Annotated in this window: 4 protein-coding genes; all 4 read right to left on the reverse strand. The window is 46.0% G+C overall.

Translation table 11 applies throughout. The features are described from left to right. On the reverse strand, positions 1–984 hold a 984-nt coding region (locus ACEW9J_RS07985; RefSeq protein WP_373544605.1), incomplete at its 3' end, for a tyrosine-type recombinase/integrase. Between the two features lie 66 nt (positions 985–1,050). Next, complete coding sequence (locus ACEW9J_RS07990; protein ID WP_373544606.1) at positions 1,051–1,377, reverse strand: addiction module antidote protein; 327 nt, start codon at positions 1,375–1,377, stop codon at positions 1,051–1,053. 59 nt (positions 1,378–1,436) lie between these two features. Next, positions 1,437–1,883, reverse strand: coding sequence for a helix-turn-helix domain-containing protein (locus tag ACEW9J_RS07995; protein WP_373544607.1), 447 nt, complete (start codon positions 1,881–1,883; stop codon positions 1,437–1,439). Between the two features lie 16 nt (positions 1,884–1,899). Continuing rightward, entirely contained in the window at positions 1,900–2,304 is a 405-nt protein-coding gene (locus ACEW9J_RS08000) for a hypothetical protein (RefSeq protein ID WP_373544608.1), read from the reverse strand. Between the last annotated feature and the right edge of the window lie 233 nt (positions 2,305–2,537).

Raw genomic sequence — 2,537 nt, forward strand, 5'->3', positions numbered from 1 at the left:
ATCGGCCAAAGTCTTCGCCGCCTTACCCTGCAACTGCTGTCGCCCATCATCATAGCGAATCAGCGTAGCCAAATTCTTATGCCTGGAATGCGCCTGAGCCGAGCGCACATCTCCACCATTGAGATCTAGTAATGCCGTAATGCTAGAGTGTCTAATCTTATGCGGACTCACCACCCGACCGATCCCCGAAGTCTCAGCCAATCTCCCAACGATCTGATACAGTCTATCTACACTCAACCGAGTATCTCGACCAGAAACAAATAGAGCCGGACTTCTACTCTCCCCCATACTCGCCAACCAATCAGAGATCGCCTCAACTGTTGCTGGAGCCAGATCGATCGGTTCTTTATCAATTTTCCCCTTCCCCTTGAGCATCAATTTCGCCTCCTTGGGGTGAAAATCAGATCGATCGAGTCCACACACCTCAGCACGTCTGAGGGCATTGTCCCACAGCAATCGCAACATCGCATAATCGCGCTTACCCATAACTGTCGTTCGATCGATCGCATCGATTAACTGCTGGAATAACTCAATCGAGATCCCCCTAGTATCCTTATAGCTCTGTGCCTTCACCGATTTAATATCATCCAACCGAAAATTGCACAGTTTCCGCTTGTACGCGTGGATGACAAAGGAACGCAGTGCAGCTAGCCGCGCATTCACCGTCGCCGCAGCTAAACCCGCTGTCAGTAATTGTCCGCGATAATTCAATACACGACCGATTGCTTCCCGTTCGGGGAGTTGTAAGAACGACTCGATCGCCGCTACAGACACCTCGGTTTTTAATTCTCGCCCAAAGAAGTCCTTCAACGCCGCCGCATACGATCGTCTGGTAGCGGGTGAAATTTGTAGTTGGAGAAATTCATCCCAAACACCAGGCGCAACTGGTTTGACTCTCAACTGCTCTTCTACAGCAGATCCATCCACCACGAGATTTGGGGGAGTAGTGCGAACGATCTTAATTGCTGGTAGGTCGATCGCCATCTTTATTTAAAAGTGAACTAAAATAGGGACGATTGAGCATTAGACATCGATTGAGACAGACTATGGTTAGTGTGGAGCGGGCTGCGACTGGGGAAGTTTTTGCGGTAACAAACAATAACCCATTGCTTTGACAATCGATGTGACGTTACTGAGTCGTGGATTGCCATCATCAGACAAGGCTTTTTGCAATCCCTGTCTAGTCATCCCAATTTGTGCAGCCATATCGCCAACACCCCGCACGCGAGCCAGGACGCGCAATGATGCCAGTAATACGCCAGTGTCGTTATCTTCAGCAAAGTCTTGGAAAATCTCCATCAGATAATCATCGATCTCTTCAGGATGGTCGCGGAAATAGCCTTCGGTAACTTCATCAAGGGTTCTCAGTTTTCGCATTGGTTTGATACTCCTGCTAATCAGCTTTAGCTTGCTCTATATCAATAGCTTTACTATCTCTATACTAAAGATTCTAGTGGCTCGAGCTCAATTTCGACACTATGTTTAAAACTAATCCCCAAGGCACCAACAATCTTCATCAATCGCTCGAAACTAATAGCATGATAATGATTTGCTTCATAACGTTGAATTTGCTGTTCTTGAGTATCAATTTTCTCAGCTAACTCTTTTTGGGTCATTCCCGATGCAATTCGAGCTTTGATTAGGGCTGTCGGCAGATCGTTGAAGGATTGAATCTGGAATACTGCAATTCGACCGCTCTTGAGTTCCTCGTATTCGGCAATTTCTTGTGCTAAGGTGCCAATTATTTGATTGTAGCTATTCTTTTGGGATAGTATCTGCCGAGGGTGTAAATTCGGATCTTCAAGCTCGATATTAGCAGATGCCTGTTCTAATTCTCTTAATTTAGTCTGGGTAACTTTATACTGGCGTTCGTTTTGAATCATGTTTTTTTACTCCAACTTAACTAATTAATTCTCTAGGATCTAAAGCGACAACTCCTCTGGGATTACCTTCTTTATCAGTTTGCAAAAAGCGGTCGTAACCAATTGTCGGAAATAGTTCGCCACAGAAAACATCCTGTTGAGAATCGGTGTCTTCAACAAATAATGGATCGAGCAGCTCGAAATCGAGTCCAAAATTATCGTAATAAGCATCGAAATCACGAGGTTCTGCTTTAGCCGAGATGAAGCTACCACCAATAATGACACGGGTACAACCAGCAATGGCTAGTTTACGCAGGGCTGCGGCCAATCCAGTCACAATTCGTTGTCGCCCAGGATTAGTCGCAAACCGTTCCATCAACTCTGGCCACCGAATTTCGTAGACTCCAGGCGGCAGATAACCCAGTTCGTTAAATGGTGGCATTAATTAACCCAGCAAAAAAAGCGTGTCACATGACGATGATAGCACGCTTTTTAGGTTCGATCGATCGTGTGTGAACAGTCTTCTAGGCGAACATGTGACTTCTGGCATAACTTGGCCGAAACGGCCAAGTTATGCTTGACAACCACAAGTACCTGTCTAGAAAAATCCCAGTAGCAGTAGACCTGACCGGAAATTTTTGATCCTTACCAAGCCTGGGTTTGCGATCGATCTCG

Source organism: Chamaesiphon sp. (genome assembly GCF_041737865.1).
GTDB lineage: Bacteria > Cyanobacteriota > Cyanobacteriia > Cyanobacteriales > Chamaesiphonaceae > Chamaesiphon.

What these genes read in the sequence shown, in the direction of transcription:
- ACEW9J_RS07990 (WP_373544606.1), bottom strand. Translation starts at nt 1,377, where the DNA reads ATGCGAAAACTGAGAACCCTTGATGAAGTTACCGAAGGCTATTTCCGC.
- ACEW9J_RS07995 (WP_373544607.1), bottom strand. Translation starts at nt 1,883, where the DNA reads ATGATTCAAAACGAACGCCAGTATAAAGTTACCCAGACTAAATTAAGA.
- ACEW9J_RS08000 (WP_373544608.1), bottom strand. Translation starts at nt 2,304, where the DNA reads ATGCCACCATTTAACGAACTGGGTTATCTGCCGCCTGGAGTCTACGAA.